This is a genomic window from Pyxidicoccus trucidator, assembly GCF_010894435.1.
Lineage (GTDB): Bacteria > Myxococcota > Myxococcia > Myxococcales > Myxococcaceae > Myxococcus > Myxococcus trucidator.
In genome coordinates this window covers 210,952-229,233 of record NZ_JAAIXZ010000020.1, presented here as the reverse complement: position 1 = coordinate 229,233, position 18,282 = coordinate 210,952, and the positions used below count along the sequence as shown (strand labels likewise).

Annotated in this window: 1 protein-coding gene; it reads right to left on the bottom strand. The window is 70.4% G+C overall.

The window, feature by feature from the left end:
* A partial coding sequence (locus G4D85_RS39855) for a non-ribosomal peptide synthase/polyketide synthase (protein ID WP_164019479.1) occupies positions 1–18,217 on the bottom strand: 18,217 nt, incomplete at its 3' end.
* Between the last annotated feature and the right edge of the window lie 65 nt (positions 18,218–18,282).

Genomic DNA, 18,282 nt, shown 5'->3' with positions numbered 1-18,282 from the left:
ACTGGGTGGCGGGACGGGGCCGGTCGGTGGGCAGCTCCAGCACCTGGGGCGAACCGGCGAGCTGCTGGCGCCAGTAGGAGAACTGCGCTTCGAGGGCCTCGCCCTGGAGCCACTGGCGCTGCCAGGCCGCGAAGTCGGCGTACTGGACGGGCAGCTCGGGCAGGGGCGAGGGTTGGCCTTGAGAGAAGGCCTCGTAGAGGGCGGCCACCTCACGCACCAGCACGCCCAAGGACCAACCATCGGAGATGATGTGGTGCACGTTGAGCAGCAGCACGTGCTCGGCGTCGGCCAACTTCAGCAGGAGGGCACGGAGCAAGGGGCCGCGGGCAAGCGAGAAGGGCTTGCGGCACTCGGCCTCGATGAGCCGGCGGGCTTCGTCCTCACGCTCGGCGGCGGGCAGGGCGCTCAGGTCCACGCGCTCCAGGGGCAGGGGCGCGGGAGGCGCGATGACCTGGAGGGGCTGGTCGCCCTCGGCGGGGAAGGAGGTGCGTAGCACCTCGTGACGGCGCACCAACTCGGTGAGGCTGCGCTCCAGCGCGGCCGTATCCAACGTGCCTTCCAGGCGCAGCGGCGCGGGCATGTTGTACAGCGCGCTGTCGGGGATGAGCTGATCGAGGAACCACAGACGCTGCTGGGCGAAGGACAGCGGCAGTGCGCCTGTCCTTTCGACGGGCAGGAGGGAAGGCAGCTTCGGCCCGAGCTCTTGACGCGCGAGGGTGTCGATGGAGGCGGCGAGGGCTTCGAGGGTGGGCGCCGCGAAGAGGGCGCTGATGGGCAGGTCCACACCGAAGGTGGTGCGGATGCGGGAGATGACCTGGGTGGCCAGCAGGGAGTGGCCGCCCAGCTCGAAGAAGTTGTCGCGGGCTCCGACGCGAGTGGCCTTCAGCAGCAGACTCCACTGGGAGGCCAGGAGCTGCTCGGTGGGAGTGCGCGGGGCGACGAACTCGACGCTGGCGGTGAGCGCTCCGTCCGGAGCGGGCAGGGCCTTCCTGTCGAGCTTGCCGCTGGAGTTGAGGGGCAGGGCCTCCATGGAGACGAAGGCCGAGGGCACCATGTACTCGGGCAGACGCTGCTTGAGGACGTCTCGCAGAGCGCTGGAGTCGGGAGCCTGTTCACCCGAGGGCGCCACGACGTAGGCCACCAGGCGCTTGTCGCCCGGGGAGTCCTCACGCACGACGACGACGGCCTGGCGCACCTGGGGATGCAGCTCGAGGGCGCCTTCGATTTCACCCAGCTCGATGCGCAGACCACGCACCTTCACCTGGAAGTCGAGGCGGCCCAGGTACTCGATGTTGCCGTCTGCCAGCCAGCGCGCCTTGTCGCCGGTGCGGTAGAGGCGGGCGCCAGGCTCGGAGGCGAAGGGGTCTGGGATGAAGCGCTCGGCGGTCAGCTTGGGACGTGCGAGGTAGCCACGGCCCACCTGGATGCCGCCGATGAAGAGTTCGCCGGGCACGCCGACGGGCACCGGTCGCAGGTTCGCATCGAGGAGACGGATGAGGGTGTTGGAGATGGGCCTGCCGATGGGGATGGAGCGCAGGCCGAGCTGGGGCAGGCAGTGGAAGGCGGTGACGTCGACGGCGGCCTCGGTGGGGCCGTAGAGGTTGTGCAGCTGGGCGGAGGGAAGCCGCTGCAGGCAGCGCTGAGTGAGCTCGGGGGAGAGGGCCTCACCACTGCACACCACGCGACGCAGGCTGGAGCAGCTCTCCAGGTCCGGCTGCTCCAGGAAGTGCTGGAGCATGGAGGGGACGAAGTGGGTGGTGGTGACGCGCTGCTCGGAAATGAGCCGCACGAGATAGTCGGGCTCCTGGTGGCCGCCGGGGCGGGCGACGACGAGGCGGGCGCCGACCATAAGGGGCCAGAAGAACTCCCAGACGGAGACGTCGAAGCTGTAGGGCGTCTTCTGCAGGACGACGTCGTCAGCGCCGAGGCCGTAGGCGTGCTGCATCCAGAGCAGGCGGTTGCAGACGGCGCGGTGGGCGTTCATGGCGCCCTTGGGGCGGCCGGTGGAGCCCGAGGTGAAGATGACGTATGCGAGGGAGTCGGGGTGCACGCGCACGTCGGGGGCGTGCGTGGGCAGGCCGCGCAGCGCTTCGTCTCCCAGGGCGAGGGGCACCACGGCGGCCCCCGGCGCCTCGGGGAGGCGGGCCAGCAGGGAGGGCTGGGTGAGGAGGACGGCGGGACGAGAGTCGTCGAGCATCCACTCCAGGCGCTCGCGGGGGTAGGAGGGGTCGAGAGGGACGTAGGCGCCGCCAGCCTTGAGGATGGCGAAGAGGCCGACGACGAGTTCGAGGGAGCGCTCCGCGCAGAGGCCGACACGGACCTCGGGACCGACGCCGAGGGAGCGCAGGTGCCAGGCGAGTTGGTTGGAGCGTGCGTCCAGCTCACGATAGGAGAGCCAGGAGTCCTCGAAGCCAAGGGCGGGCGCGTCTGGCGTGCGCCGCACCTGGGCCTCGAAGAGGTGGTGGATGCAGGTGTCCACGGCCAGGGGCGCGCGGGTGTCGTTCCACTCCACGAGCACCTGGTGGCGCTCGGCGTCGGAGAGTAGCGAGACGTCGCCCAGGCGGGAGGCGGAGCTCAGCGAGAGCAGGGCATCGCGCCAGTGCCCGAGCAACCGCTGCATGGAAGCGGACTCGAAGCGGGGCGAGTCGTAGACGGCCCGCAGGCGCAGGGCCTGTCCGGGGAGGACGGAGAGGGTGAGTGGGTAGTTGGTGCGCTCGAAGCCCTGGATGTCGCGCACCTGGAGCGAGGAGGACGAGTCCAGCAGCGAGGCATCGAGAGGGTAGTTCTCGAAGACGAGCAGGGACTCGAAGAGCGGGGTGCCGGTCGGAAGGGCGCTGAACGACTGGACCTGGACGAGCGGCGAGTGCTCGTACTGGCGCAGCTCGAGCTGCTGAGCCTGGAGCGACTGGAGCCAGGGCCGCGTGGGCGCGCTGGCCGAGGGCAGGCGGATGCGGGTGGGCAGGGTGTTGATGAAGATGCCCACCAGGGTGTCGGAGCCGGGTAGCTCCGCGGGTCTGCCCGCGACGGTGTTGCCGAAGACGACATCCTGCTCGCCCGAGTAGTGGGAGAGGACGAGGCCCCAGGAAGCGAGGGCGAGCGTGTGCAGCGTCAGTTGGTGCTGGCGAGCGAAGGCCTGCAGAGAGGCCGTGGCCTCGGTGGAGAGCCCCAACTCGAGGGTGGAGTGCTCGGGCTGCTGGCCGCGAGGCGGTGCGGCATGGGTGTCCGCGGGAAGGGGAGTGGGCGCGGAGAACCCATCCAGGAAGGTGCGCCAGAAGGACTCGTCGGCGGAGGCATCGCGGCGCTGCAGCCAGGCGATGTAGTCGCGGAAGGGCGGCCTGCCGGTGGGCAGGGGCGAGGAACCGGAGCGGAAGGCGTCGTAGAGGGAGAAGACCTCCTTCATGAGCACGCCGAGGCTCCAGCCATCCACGAGCAGGTGGTGGTGGCTCCAGAGAAAGCGCACGGAGTTGTCGGCCAGGCGCACGGCCGTCAAGCGCATGAGCGGAGCACGGCGCAGCTCGAAGCCGCGCTGCCTGTCTTGGAGGAGGAGTTCCTCGAAGCGGGCGTGCTGCTCAGCCTCGGGCAGGGAGCTCCAGTCGAGCAGCTCGAAGGGAAGCTCGACGTGGGAGTGGACCACCTGGAGTGGCGTGTCGAGGCCCTCCCAGTGGAAGGAGGAGCGCAGGATGGTGTGGAGCTGGAGGCAGGCCTGCCAGGCCCGGATGAAGGCGTGCAGGTCGAGCGAGGAAGTGACAGTCCAGGAGAGCTGCTCGAAGTAGGTGGAAGAGGAAGGCGAGAGCAGAGCGTGGAAGAGCATGCCCTGCTGGGTGGCAGAGAGCGGGTAGACGTCCTCGACGTCGGAGCCGGCCTGCCGCAGCAGGGTGTCGAGCGACTGCTGGGAGAGTGCCGCGAGAGGGAAGTCGCCCGGGGAGAAGCGGCGGGCGTCCTCGGAGGCGCGCAGGGAGATGAGGGCGCGCAGGTGGTGGAGGAAGCGCCCGGCCAGCGACTCGATGGTGGCCGCGTGATGCAGGTGGGCGCTGTAGCTGAAGGAGAGCTGGAGCTGCCCTCCGAGTACGGAGCCGTTGACCTCCAACACATGCAGCCGTGAGCCAGAAGGCGCGGTCTGGACGCCGGCGCGCTCGTTGCTCAAGGAGAAGAGGCGGCTGGAGGAGGCCGAGGTGTCGAGCTGCCCGAGGTAGTTGAAGGCCACCTGCGACACGGGCAGGGCCTGGAGCCGCTGGGCGATGTCCGTCGGACCGAGCCACTTCAGCAGGCCGAAGCCGATGCCATGGTGTGGCAGGAGGCGCAGCGAGTCGCGCACGGAGCGCAGGCGCTCACCGGTGGAGCCACCCGAGGGAACGGGCAGCAGCACGGGCGTGAAGGAGGTGAACCAGCCCACGGTGCGCGAGAGGTCCACGTCGTCGAAGAGCTCCTCGCGGCCGTGGCCCTCCAGGTGGACGAGCACCTCGGACTGGCCCGTCCATTCGGAGACGGCCTGGGCCAGGGCGGTGAGCAGCACGTCGTTGATGTGAGCGCGCCAGGCGGAAGGCACTTCCTGGAGTAGGAGCTTCGTCTCCTCGGCGGCGAGGGAGACGGAGACGGAGCGCTCGGAGGCGTAGGTATTGGGGCCGGAGGCGTCGGTTGGCAGCGGAGCCACCTGCGCGCGGGCCGCGTCCAACCAGAGCGGCGTCTCGGCCAGCAGGGCCTCGGAGTGGGCATGGGCCTGCAGGCGGCGAGCCCAGGACTGGAACGACGTTGTCTTCGCCGGCAGCGTCACCGCGAGGTAGGCGGACTCGAGGTCCTCCAGGAGCACGCGCCAGGAGACGCCGTCGATGACGAGGTGGTGGGCGACGAGGAGCAGGCGCTGCTGGCCGTCACCGAGCTGGAAGAGGGCGGCGCGCAGCAGGGGCGGCTGCGAGAGGAGGAAGCTGGCCTGCACACGCGAGGCCTCGGCTTCGAGCGCCTTCAGCTGCTCGGAGGCGGGCGTGGCGGAGAGGTCCACCTGGAGCAGGTGGAAGGGCGCTTCGTCAGGGCTCGCGTTCTCCTGAGACCAGGCGCCTTCGTCCTGTCGGAAGTGCAGGCGGAGGGCATCGTGGTGGGCCACCACGTGAGCGAGAGCCTTCTCCAGGCGAGCGGGCTCCAGCGGTTCACGCGAGGCCAGGAGCACGGTCTGGTTGAAGTGGTGGGCGTGGGTCGGGTCGTGCGCCAGCAGCTGGTGCTGGGCGGGCGCGAGGAGGACGGAGCCCATGATGGGACCCTGCTCGCTGAGCGCCTCGGAAGCGGACTTCACCACGAGGGCGAGCTGCGCCACCGTCTGGTGCTGGAAGAGCTGGCGGGTGGCGAGCACGAGGCCGGCCTGACGCGCACGCGCGACGACCTGGAGGCTGATGATGGAGTCGCCACCCAGCTCGAAGAAGTTGTCGTGGATGCCGACCTGCTTCAGGCCGAGCACCTGCGCCCAGATGTCACACAGGTGCTGCTCGGTGGCGTCGCGAGGCGCGACGTAGGCGTTGCGCGGCTCGGACTGGGAAAGGTCCGGAGCGGGCAGGGCCTTCCTGTCGAGCTTGCCGCTGGAGTTGAGAGGCAGGGCCTCCAGGGCGACGAAGGCCGAGGGGACCATGTACTCGGGCAGACGCTGCTTGAGGACGTCGCGCAGGGCGCTGGAGTCGGGAGCCTGCGTGCCGGACGGAGGCACGACGTAAGCGACCAGGCGCTTGTCTCCGGAGGAGGAGTCCTCACGAACCACGACGACGGCCTGGCGCACCTGGGGGTGCAGCTCGAGGGCGGCTTCGATTTCTCCCAGCTCGATGCGCAGGCCGCGCACCTTCACCTGGAAGTCGAGGCGGCCCAGGTACTCGATGTTGCCGTCTGGGAGCCAGCGCGCCTTGTCGCCGGTGCGGTAGAGGCGGGCGCCAGGCTCGGAGGCGAAGGGGTCTGGGATGAAGCGCTCGGCGGTCAGCTCGGGGCGGGCAAGGTAGCCACGGCCCACCTGGACGCCGCCGATGAAGAGTTCGCCGGGCACACCCGTGGGGACTGGACGCAGGTGCGCATCCAGGAGACGGATGACGGTGTTGGAGATGGGCCTGCCGATGGGGATGGAGCGCAGGCCGAGCTGGGGCAGGCAGTGGAAGGCAGTGACGTCGACGGCGGCCTCGGTGGGGCCGTAGAGGTTGTGCAACTGGGCGGAGGGAAGCCGCTGCAGGCAGCGCTGAGTGAGCTCAGGGGAGAGGGCCTCACCACTGCACACCACGCGACGCAGACTGGAGCACTTCTCCAGGCCCGGCTGCTCCAGGAAGTGCTGGAGCATGGAGGGGACGAAGTGGGTGGTGGTGACGCGCTGCTCGGAGATGAGCCGCACGAGGTAGTCGGGCTCCTGGTGGCCACCGGGGCGGGCGACGACGAGGCGGGCGCCGACCATGAGGGGCCAGAAGAACTCCCAGACGGAGACGTCGAAGCTGTAGGGCGTCTTCTGCAGGACGACGTCGTCAGCGCCGAGGCCATGGGCGTGCTGCATCCAGAGCAGGCGGTTGCAGACGGCGCGGTGGGCGTTCATGGCGCCCTTGGGGCGGCCGGTGGAGCCCGAGGTGAAGATGACGTAGGCGAGGGTGTCGGGCAGCACGCGCACGTCAGGGGCGTGCGTGGGCAGGCCGCGCAGGGCTTCGTCTCCCAGGGCCAGGGGCACCACGGCGGCACCCGGGGCCTCGGGGAGGCGGGCCAGCAGGGCAGGCTGGGCGAGGAGGACGGCGGGACGAGAGTCCTCGAGCATCCACTCCAGGCGCTCACGGGGGTAGGAGGGGTCGAGGGGGACGTAGGCGCCGCCGGCCTTGAGAATGGCGAAGAGGCCGACAACCAACTCAAGAGAGCGCTCCGCGCAGAGGCCGACGCGGACCTCGGGACCGACGCCGAGGGAGCGCAGGTGCCAGGCGAGCTGGTTGGCGCGCTCGTCGAGCTGTCGGTAGGAGAGCCAGGAGTCCTCGAAGCCAAGGGCGGGCGCGTCTGGCGTGCGCCGCACCTGGGCCTCGAAGAGGTGGTGGATGCTGGTGTTGGCCGGGAACTCTGCGGCCGTGTCATTCCACTCCACGAGCACCTGCTGGCGCTCGGCGTTGGTGAGCAGTGGCAGCTCGGCGATGCGCTGCTCGGGTCGGGCGAGGACGCCCTCCAGCAACTGCTGCAGGTGACCCACGAGGCGCACCATGGTGGCGGGCTCGAAGAGGTCGGTGGCGTACTCCAGCGAGCCCGCCAGTCCCTGTGCGGACTCGGAGAGGGAGAGGTGGAGATCGAACCTGGAGGTACGGCTCTCCAGCTCCATGGGGTCCAGCGTCAGCCCGGGCAGGGTGTGGCCCGGCAGCGGGTCGGGCTGGAACGCAAGCATGACCTGGAAGAGCGGGCTTCGGCCGAGGTCGCGCACGGGCCGAAGCTGCTCCACCAGCTTCTCGAAGGGGACATCCTGGTGGGCAAACGAGCCCAGCGTGGTCTCGCGCACGCGGTGCAGCAGCTCGCGGAAGGAGGGGTTTCCGTCCAGCCGCGTGCGCAACACGAGGGTGTTGACGAAGAAGCCGATGAGGCCCTCCAGCTCGGAGAGACGGCGTCCGGCGATGGGGGAGCCGACGCTGATGTCCTCCTCACCCGAGTGGCGGTGCAGCACCACCTGGAAGGCGGCAAGCAGCACCATGAAGGGGGTGACTTCCTCGCGCTGGGCCAGGGCCTTGAGCGCCTCCCACCTGGATGCGGGCACGTGCACCGGGACGCTGGCGCCACGGTGCTCTCGCACGGGCGGTCGCGAGTTGTCCGTGGGCAGCTCCAGATGCGCGGGAGCGCCGGTGAGCTGTTGCTTCCACCAGGACAGCTGGCGCTCGAGCTCCTCGCCCTGGAGCCACTGGCGCTGCCAGAGGGCGTAGTCGGCGTACTGGACGGGCAGCTCTGGCAGGGGTGAGGGCAGGCCCTGGGCGAAGGCGGCGTAGAGGGCGGCCACCTCGCGCACCAGCACGCCCATGGACCAACCGTCGGAGACGATGTGGTGCATGCACAGCAGCAGCACGTGCTCTGTGTCGGAGAGCCGCAGCAGGGTGGTGCGCAGCAGGGGACCGCGCGTCAGTTCGAAGGGGCGAAGGGCCTCTTCGTAGGCCAGGCGCAGCACTTCGGCCTCACGCTGCTGGGGAGGAAGCGTGCTCAGGTCCACCCGGGCCAGTGCCACATGGCCTTCGGGGTGGATGATTTGAGAGGCGCGTCCCTGCTCGGAGTGGACGGTGGTGCGCAGCGACTCGTGCCGGCGCACCAGTGCGGCGAAGGTGCGCTCCAGGGCGGAGGTGTCCAGCACGCCGCGCAGCCGCACTGCCGCGCGGATGTTGTAGAGCGGGCTGCCCGGCTCGAGCTCGTCGAGGAACCACAGTCGCTGCTGGGCGAAGGACAGTGGCAGAGCCTCTTCGCGCGAGGCGGGCCGCAGGGGCGGCAGGGAGGAGGCTGGCGTGGAGCGGGTGGAGGACTCGATGGCGCTGGCGAGCGCTTCGAGCGTGGTGGCCTCGAAGAGGGTGCGCAGGGGCAGTTCCACGCCGAAGGAGGCGCGGATGCGGGAGACGACCTGGGTGGCCAGCAGCGAGTGCCCGCCGAGGGACATGAACTCGTCGAAGAGGCCCACCTGCTCGACGTTGAGCACCTCGCGCCAGATGGAAGCCAGGCGCACCTCGGTGTCGGTGCGTGGGGCGGCGTACTCGGAGGCCGAGGCCGCGGCGGAGCCGGACGGGGCGGGCAGGGCCTTCTTGTCCACCTTGCCGCTGGAGTTGAGGGGCAGGGACTCCAGGGCGACGAAGGAGGCGGGCACCATGTACTCGGGCAGGCGCGAGAGCAGGGCGGTGCGCAGCGACTGGGGCTCCACCTGGGTGCCGGGCTCGGGCAGGACGTAGGCCACGAGGCGCTTGTCGCCGGGCACGTCCTCGCGCAGCACCACGAGGGCTTCGCGCACGGAGGGCTGCTCGCGCAGCACCATCTCCACTTCGCCAGGCTCGATGCGGAAGCCGCGCAGCTTCACCTGCTCGTCCAGACGGCCGAGGAACTCCAGCTCGCCGTGGGGCAGCCAGCGCACCTTGTCCCCGGTGCGGTAGAGGCGCTCACCGGGATGGGTGGCGAAGGGGTGCGGAACGAAGCGCTCGGCGGTGAGGGCGGGCAGGCTGTGGTAGCCGCGGGCGAGGCCCGCGCCGCCGACGTACAACTCACCGGCCACGCCAACGGCCACGGGCCGCATGCGCTCGTCGAGCACGTACACCTGCACGTTGGGCAGGGCGCGGCCGATGCTCAGCCGCTGGGCGTCCACGGGGCCACTGATGGTGGCGCAGATGGTGACTTCCGTGGGGCCGTAGGCATTGAGCAGCGTGCGTCCCTGGCTCCAACGCCGCGCGAGCTCGGGCGAGCAGGACTCTCCGGCGGAGATGAGGGTTTGCAGGTGAGGAAGCCCCTCGGGCTCGAGCTGGGCGAGCACGGAGGGGGTGAGCGTCACGGCGGTGATGGACTGCTCCAGCAGCAGGGAGCGCAGGGGCTCGCTGGGAAGCAGTTGCTGCTGGGAGGCCAGGACCAGGCACGCGCCCGCGACGAGGGTGGAGAACACCTCGCAGACGGAGGCATCGAAGTTGGCGCTGGCGAACTGGAGCACCCGGCTGTCGGGCCGGTAGCCGTGAGCGAGGGCAGCCTCACGCGCGGTGTTGGCCAGGCCGCCGTGGGTGAGCAGGGTGCCCTTGGGACGGCCGGTGGAGCCTGAGGTGTAGATGACGTAGGCGAGGTTGCTCGCGTCCGCCTCGGAGTCGAGGTTGTCGGTGGACTCGCGCTCGACGCGCTCCGAGTGCTCGTCGATGAGGAAGACGTAGCCCCGGCGGTCGAGCAGGTGCTCCAGCGAAGAATGCGTGAGGAGGACGGGAGAGAGCGCGTTGGAGGCGATGAAGTCCAGGCGCTCGGAGGGGAGCGTGGGGTCCAGGGGCAGCCAGGCGCCACCGGCCTTGAGGGTGGCGAGCATGGCCACCACCATGTCCAGGGAGCGCTCCAGGCAGAGGGCGACGAGGATCTCGGGGCCAACGCCGAGGCGGCGCAGGTGGCGGGCGAGCTGGTTGGCGCGGTCGTTGAGCTCGCCGTAGGTGAGCGTTTCCTCGCCGAAGCACAGCGCGGGCGCGTCCGGAGTGAGGCGGGCGTGGGCCTCGATGAGCCGGTGGACGGGCTGCTCGGGGCGGCTGCCCGGCGTGCGGCTCCACTCCTCCAGCACGAGGCGGCGCTCGGAGTCGGAGAGCAGCGAGACATCGTCCAGGCACGCCTCGGGCCGGGCCACGAGGCACTCCAGGACGGTGCGCCAGTGCGAGAGCAGCCGCTGCATGGCGGGAGCGGAGAAGCGGGGCTCGTCGTGGGAGAGCAGCAGCCGCACCGTCGAGGTGCCAGGGATGACGGCGAGGGCGAGGGGATAGTTGGAGCGCTCGGCGGCGATGGCCTCGCGCACGTCGAGGAAGGCGGTGCGCTGACGCAGCGAGGCGTCGATGGGGTAGTTCTCGACGACGAGCAGGGACTCGAAGAGGGACGCGCCGCGAGGCACCTGGCTGAGGGCCTGGACCTGGACGAGCGGCGAGTGCTCGTACTGGCGAAGCTCGAGCTGCTGGGCCTGGAGCGACTGGAGCCACGGCAACAGAGGCGAGCTGCCCGAGGGGACGCGGACGCGGGTGGGCAGCGAGTTGATGAAGATGCCCACCATGGAGCCGGAGCCCGGAAGCTCTGGAGGGCGGCCGGCGAAGGTGGTGCCGAAGAGGACGTCGTGCTCGCCGGAGTAGCGCGAGAGGACGAGGGCCCAGGCCGCGAGGGCCAGGGTGTTCAGGGTGAGCTGGTGCTGGCGTGAGAAGGCCTGCAGCGAGGCGGCGGCCTCGGCGGACAGGAGCAGTTCGTGGAAGGGGTGGGTGGGGGCCTGTCCGGGCGGGGGCGAGGCCTGGGTGTCGGCCGGGAGAGGCGTGGGCGAGGAGAAGTCGGAGAGGTATGCGCGCCAGAAGGAAGCGTCGGCGGAGCCGTCACGCTGGCGCAGCCAGGCGAGGTAGTCGCGGAAGGGCGGGCGCGTGGCGGGAGGCGCGGACCGTGCGGAGAGGCTGGAGTCGTAGAGGGAGAAGAACTCCTGGAGCACCAGGCCGAGGCTCCAGCCGTCGAGCAGCAGGTGGGAGTGGCTCCAATGGAGGCGCCAGACGTCCTGCTGGAGGTGGAAGGCCACCATGCGCATGAGGGGCGCTCGGCGCAGTTCGAAGCCGCGCCGTCTCTCCTCGAGGAGGAATTGCTGGTAGCGCTCGTGCTGCTCGGAGGCCGGGAGGGCGCGCCAGTCGAGCACCTCGAAGGCGCAGGGCAGTCGCGAGTGGACCACCTGGAGGGGCGCGTCGAGGCCCTGCCAGTGGAAGGAGGTCCGCAGGACGTGAAGGCGCTCGGAGGTGGACTGCCAGGCCTGATGGAGGGCAGCGGAGTCCAGGGCGGAGTGGATGGCCCAGGAGTGCTGCATGAAATAGACGGTGGACTCCGGCGAGAGCAGGGCGTGGAAGAGCATGCCCTGCTGAGTGGGGGACAGCGGGTAGACGTCCTCGATGTCGGGCCCGGTCTCGCGCACCAGCGAGTCGAGCGACTGCTGGGAGAGGGCCGCGAGGGGGAAGTCGCCCGGAGAGAAGCGGCGCGCATCCTCGGAAGCGCGCAGGGAGATGAGGGCGCGCAGGTGGTGGAGGAAGCGCCCGGCCAGCGACCCGATGGTGGCCGCGTGGTGGAGGTGGGTGCTGTAGCCGAAGGCGAGCTGGAGCTGCCCACCGAGCACGGAGCCGTTGATCTCCAGCACGTGCGGACGCGAGCTCGCGGGAGCAGCGGAAGGCCCCGAGGGCTCGCTGCTCAGGGAGAACAGGCGGCTGGAGGAATCCGAAGCGTCGAGCTGCCCGAGGTAGTTGAAGGCGACCTGCGGCGAGGGAAGCGCCTGGAGCCGCTGGGCGATGTCCGTCGGGCCGAGCCACTTCAGCAGGCCGAAGCCGATGCCATGGTGTGGCAGGAGGCGCAGCGAGTCGCGCACGGAGCGCAGGCTCTCACCGGTAGAGGCGCCCGAGGGCACGGGCAACAGCACGGGCGTGAAGGAGGTGAACCAGCCCACGGTGCGCGAGAGGTCCACGTCGGTGAAGAGCTCCTCGCGGCCGTGGCCCTCCAGGTGGACGAGCACCTCGGACTGGCCGGTCCACTCGGAGAGGGCGCGGGCCAGGGCGGTGAGCAGCACGTCGTTGATGCGAGCGCGCCAGGCGGAAGGCACTTCCTGGAGCAGCAGCTTCGTCTCCTCGGCATCGAGGGAGACGGAGACGGAGCGCTCGGAGGAGTAGGTATTGGGGCCGGAGGCGTCGGTGGGCAGCGGCGCCACCTGCGCGCGGGCCTCGTTCAACCAGAGCGGCGCCTCGGCCAGCAGGGCCTCGGAGTGGGCATGGGCCTGCAGGCGGCGAGCCCAGGACTGGAGCGAGGTGCTCTTGGCGGGGAGCGTCGCCTGGAGATAGGCGGACTCGAGGTCCTCGAGAATCACGCGCCAGGAGACGGCATCCACCACCAGGTGATGCGCGACGAGCAGCAGGCGCTGCTGGCCGTTGCCGAGCTGGAAGAGCGCGGCGCGCAGCAGCGGCGGCTGCGCCAGGACGAAGCTGGCCTGCACGCGCGAGGCCTCGGCTTCGAGCGCGGTGGGCTGCTCGGAAGCAGGAGTGGCGGAGAGGTCCACCTGGAGCAGGTGGACGGACGCCTCGTCGGGACTGGCGTTGTCCTGCAGCCAGGCGCCTGCGTCCTGTCGGAAGCGCAGGCGGAGGGCATCGTGGTGGGTCACCACGCGCGCGAGGGCCTTCTCCAGGCGAGCAGGCTCCAGCGGCTCGCGAGAGGCCAGGAGCACGGCCTGGTTGAAGTGGTGGGCGTGGGCCGGGTCGTGCGCCAGTTGCTGGTGCTGGACGGGCGTGAGCGGCACCGGGCCGGTGATGGGACCCTGCTCGCTGAGTGCCTCGGAGGCGGACTCCACCACCAGGGCAAGCTGCTCCACCGTCTGGTGCTGGAAGAGCTGGCGGGCGGAGAGGGCGAGGCCGGTCTGACGCGCACGCGCGACGACCTGGAGGCTGATGATGGAGTCGCCACCCAGCTCGAAGAAGTTGTCGTGGATGCCCACCTGCTTCAGGCCGAGCACCTGCGCCCAGCTGTCGCACAGGCGCTGCTCCACGTCGTTGCGAGGCGCGACGTAGGCGTTGCGCGGCTCGGAGCGGGAGAGGTCCGGAGCGGGCAGGGCCTTCCTATCGAGCTTGCCGCTGGAGTTGAGGGGCAGGGCCTCCATGGAGACGAAGGCCGAGGGCACCATGTACTCGGGCAGACGCTGCTTGAGGAAGTCGCGCGCGTCGGTGATGGAGGGAGCCTGCTCACCCGAGGGCGCCACGATGTAGGCCACCAGGCGCTTGTCTCCGGATGCGGAGTCCTCACGCACCACGACGACGGCCTGGCGCACCTGGGGGTGCAGCTCGAGGGCGGCTTCGATTTCTCCCAGCTCAATGCGCAGACCGCGCACCTTCACCTGGAAGTCGAGGCGGCCCAGGTACTCGATGTTGCCGTCTGGGAGCCAGCGCGCCTTGTCGCCGGTGCGGTAGAGGCGGGCGCCGGGCTCGGAGGCGAAGGGGTCCGGGATGAAGCGCTCCGCGGTCAGCTCGGGGCGGGCAAGGTAGCCGCGGCCCACCTGGATGCCGCCGATGAAGAGCTCGCCGGGCACGCCCGCGGGGACGGGACGCAGGTGGGCGTCGAGGAGGCGGATGACGGTGTTGGCGATGGGCCGGCCGATGGGGATGGCGCGGCGGCCGTGCTGGGGCAGGCAGTGGAAGGCGGTGACCTCGACGGCGGCCTCGGTGGGGCCGTAGAGGTTGTGCAGCTGGGCGGAGGGCAGCCGCTGCAGGCAGCGCTGCGCGAGCTCGGGGGAGAGGGCCTCACCACTGCACATCACGCGACGCAGGCTGGAGCACTTCTCCAGGCCCGGCTGCTCCAGGAAGTGCTGGAGCATGGAGGGGACGAAGTGGGTGATGGTGACGCGCTGCTCGGAGATGAGCCGAACGAGGTAGTCGGGCTCCTGGTGGCCACCCGGGCGGGCCAGCACGAGACGTGCGCCCGAGGTGAGAGGCCAGAAGAACTCCCAGACGGAGACGTCGAAGCTGTAGGGCGTCTTCTGCAGCACGATGTCCTGGGGGCCCAGCCCATCGGCGTGCTGGATCCAGAGCAAGCGGTTGCAGACGGCGCGGTGGGCGTTCATGGCGCCCTTGGGGCGGCCGGTAGAGCCCGAGGTGAAGATGACGTAGGCGAGGGAGTCGGGGGTGGACAGTGAGGCGGGCGCATGCGTGGGCAGTCCGCGCAGCGCTTCGTCCTCCAGGGCCAGGGGCACCACGAAGGCAGCTGGTGCCTCCGGGAGGCGAGCCAGCAGGGCGGGCTGGGCCAGAATCACCGCGGGACGTGCGTCCTCGAGCATCCACTCCAAGCGCTGGCGAGGATAGGAGGGGTCGAGGGGGACGTAGGCGCCGCCAGCCTTGAGGATGGCGAAGAGGCCGACGACGAGTTCGAGGGAGCGCTCCGCGCAGAGGCCGACGCGGACCTCGGGACCGACGCCGAGGGAGCGCAGGTGGTGGGCGAGTTGGTTGGAGCGCGCGTCCAGCTCACGGTAGGAGAGCCAGGAGCCCTCGAAGCCAAGGGCAGGCGCGTCCGGCGCGCGCCGCACCTGGGCCTCGAAGAGGTGGTGGATGCAGGTGTCCGCGCCCAGGGGCGCGCGGGTGTCGTTCCACTCCACGAGCACCTGCTGGCGCTCGGCGTTGGTGAGCAGTGGCAGCTCGGCGATGCGCTGCTCGGGCTCGGAGAGGACGCCCTCCAGCAACTGCCGCAGGTGGCCCACGAGACGCACCATGGTGGCGGGCTCGAAGAGGTCGGTGGCGTACTCCAGTGAGCCCGCCAGTCCCTGTGCGGACTCGGAGAGGGCGAGCTGGAGGTCGAACCTGGAGGTGCGGCTCTCCAACTCCACGGAGTCCAGCGTCAGCCCGGGCAGGGAGAGGCCCGGCAGCGGGTTGGGCTGGAGCACGAGCATGACCTGGAAGAGCGGGCTTCGGCCGAGGTCGCGCACGGGCCGAAGCTGCTCCACCAGCTTCTCGAAGGGGACATCCTGGTGGGCAAAGGCCCCCAGCGTGGTTTCGCGCACGCGGTGCAGCAGCTCGCGGAAGGAGGGGTTGCCCTCCAGTCTCGTGCGCAGCACGAGGGTGTTGACGAAGAAGCCGATGAGGCCCTGCGTCTCGGGGCGGGAGCGTCCGGCGATGGGTGAGCCGACGCTGATGTCCTCCTCACCCGAGTGGCGGTGCAGCACCACCTGGAAGGCGGCCAGCAGGAGCATGAAGGGGGTGACGCCTTCGCGCTGGGCCAGGGCCTTGAGTGCCTCCCACGTGGAGACGGGCACGTGCACCGGGACGCTGGCGCCGCGGTGGTCTCGCACGGGCGGTCGCGAGTTGTCCGTGGGCAGCTCCAGATGCGCGGGAGCGCCGGTGAGCTGTTGCTTCCACCAGGACAGCTGACGCTCGAGTTCCTCGCCCTGGAGCCACTGGCGCTGCCAGAGGGCGTAGTCGGCGTACTGGACGGGCAGCTCTGGCAGGGGTGAGGGCAGGCCCTGGGCGAAGGCGGCGTAGAGGGCAGCCACCTCGCGCACCAGCACGCCCATGGACCAACCGTCGGAGACGATGTGGTGCATGCACAGCAGCAGCACGTGCTCTGTGTCGGAGAGCCGCAGCAGGGTGGTGCGCAGCAGGGGACCGCGCGTCAGCTCGAAGGGGCGAAGGGCCTCCTCGTAGGCCAGGCGCAGCACCTCGGCCTCATGCTGCTGGGAAGGAGTCGCGCCCAGGTCCACCCGGGCCAGAGCCACATGGCCTTCGGGGTGGATGACTTGAGAGGCGCGTCCCTGCTCGGAGTGGACGGTGGTGCGCAGCGACTCGTGTCGGCGCACCAGCTCGGTGAAGGTGCGCTCCAGGGCGGAGGTGTCCAGCACGCCGCGCATCCGCACGGCCGCGGGGATGTTGTAGAGCGAGCTGCCCGGCTCGAGCTCATCGAGGAACCACAGCCGCTGCTGGGCGAAGGACAGGGGCAGCGGCTGCTCGCGCGAGGCGCGAGTCATGGGGCCGGTGGAGCCTCGGGCAGCGCCGGCGAGCCGCAAGGCCAGCTCGGCCAGCGTGGGCCCTTCCAGCAGCACATGCAGGGGCAGCGCCACGCCGAGGCCCTTCTCCACCTCGTACGTCAACTCCACCGCGGCCAGCGAGTCGATGCCGTAGCGGGTGAGCGGTGCATCCCGCTCAATCTCCCGTGGGGCCACCTTCAGCTGGCGGGCAAGCCGCAGCCGCAGCCAGTCCTCCAGCGCCTCCGGCGTCGCCGGTAGCGCCTCGGGTTCGGTTGCGTGTGACGTGCTGGAGGCAGGCGGCACCTCGGACACGTCGGCCTGCTGCTCGCGCCAGGAGGCCACCTCCTGCAGCTCGCCCGAGAGGAAGGACGCGCGGCACGCACGGCGTTGGATCTTGCCGCTGGACGTCTTGGCCAGGCTTCCGGGGGCAATGAGGGTGAGCGCATGCAGCCGCAGCTCATGCGCCGTGGCCACCTGCTGGCTGATGGCGCGCGCGACCTCCTCCACCGCCACGGGCTGCCGGCGCGTGTCCGCCTCGTACACCACGACCAGCCGCTCTTCTCCCTCCACCTCCACCGAGAAGGCCGCTCCACACCCGGGCCTCAGCGCGGCGTGGGCATGCTCTGCCGTCAGCTCGATGTCCTGGGGGTGGTGGTTGCGGCCGCGGACGATGATGAGGTCCTTGATGCGGCCGGTGATGAAGAGCTCCTCGCCCTGGAGGAAGCCCTGGTCTCCGGTGCGCAGGAAGGGCCCGGCGCCGTCGGAGGTGCGCGCCTGGAAGTCGCGCACGGTGTCTTCGGGGCGGCTCCAATAACCCAGGGCCACGCTCGGGCCCTTCACCCACACCTCGCCCACCTCGCCGGGAGCGCAGGGCACGAGCGTCTCCGGGTGCACCACGCGCACTTCCTGCTCCTGCAGCGAGTGCCCGCAGCCCACCAGGGTCTGGCCATGCGGCTGCCCGGGCTGGGCCGACTCGGCACGGCCCTCGCGCAGCCGACGCGTGTCCAGGGTCTGCTGCACCGGGAGCGCGTTCAGCTCGCCGCCGGAGACGATGAGGGTGCCCTCGGCCAGGCCATAGCAGGGGTAGAAGGCCTGGCGGCGGAAGCCACTGGGCGCGAAGGCCTGGGCAAAGCGCTCCAGCGTCTCGGGACGGATGGGCTCGGCGCCGCAGAAGGCCACTTCCCAGTGGCTCAAATCGAGGGCGGCACGCTCGGCCTCGGTCGTCTTTCGCACGCACAGGTCGAAGGCGAAGTTGGGCCCGCCGCTGATGGTGCCGTGGGTGCGGGAGAGCACCTCCAGCCAGCGCATGGGGCGGCGCAGGAAGGTGAGGGGCGAGAGGAGGCTGGTGGAGAAGCCTCCGTAGAGGGTGCCCAGGATGCCGCCGATGAGCCCCATGTCATGGTAGGGCGGCAGCCAGATGACGCCGGTGCTGCCCGGGTGCATGCCGAACGCACCGTGGATCAGCTCGAGGTTATGCAGCAGGTTGGCGTGAGAGAGCATCACGCCCTTGGGCGTGCCGGTGGAGCCCGAGGTGTACTGGAGGAAGGCCAGGGAGTCGGGGCGGAGCGCGGGCCGGCGCCAGGCGTGAGCGGCGTCGGCGGGCAGCTCATCCGTGGCCACCCAGCGCAGGGCTCTCAAGTCCGGAGCGGACTCGAAGAGGACCTCGGCCATGGAGAGGATGAAGGAGGTGGTGAGCACCACCGAGGCCTGGCAGTCCTGGATGATGGCGCGAAGGCGAGGAAGCGTGCGCTCCAGGCGAGACGGGTCCGGAGGGTAGGCGGGAACGGCGACAACCCCCGAGGCCAGGCAGCCGAAGAAGCCGGAGACGTACTCGAGGCCCGGAGGGTAGAGGAGGACGGCGCGCTCGCCCGGAGCCGTGAATTGCTGGAGGCAGGCGCCAATGGAGCGGGCGCGTTGCAGCAGTCCGGAGTAGGGCAGCGTGCTCTCTTCGCCGTCGGTGTCCTCGACGAAGTGGAAGAGGGGGGCATCGGAGCGAAGCGCAGCGCGCTCCTCAAGCAACTCCACCAGCGTGGAGGCGGGGGACACGGGCATGGCGATTCTCATGGGAGGCGTCGGCGCGAAGTCAAAGAATCCAGAGAGGCAATCCAGCCTGCTCG